This is a genomic window from Micromonospora sp. RTGN7 (assembly GCF_033804645.1).
GTDB lineage: Bacteria > Actinomycetota > Actinomycetes > Mycobacteriales > Micromonosporaceae > Micromonospora.
In genome coordinates, this window is record NZ_JAPZLF010000072.1 from 1 (window position 1) to 252 (window position 252).

At 75.4% G+C, this 252-nt stretch carries 1 protein-coding gene; it reads right to left on the reverse strand.

The window, feature by feature from the left end:
• The coding region (locus SNR22_RS29250) for a hypothetical protein (RefSeq protein WP_320069901.1) at nucleotides 1-252 on the reverse strand (252 nt) is incomplete at both ends.

The window sequence follows — 252 nt, forward strand, 5'->3', positions numbered from 1 at the left end:
CGCGGACTCCGGTGAGCCGGTCGCGGACTCCGGTGAGCCGGTCGCGGACTCCGGTGAGCCGGTCGCGGACTCCGGTGAGCCGGTCGCGGACTCCGGTGAGCCGGTCGCGGAGACCGGTGAGCCTGCGGGCGCCGACGACGCCGGCGACCTCGTGGACGTCGGCGACCTCGTGGACGTCGGCGACCTCGTGGACGTCGGCGACCTCGTGGACGTCGGCGACCTCGTGGACGTCGGCGACCTCGTGGACGTCGG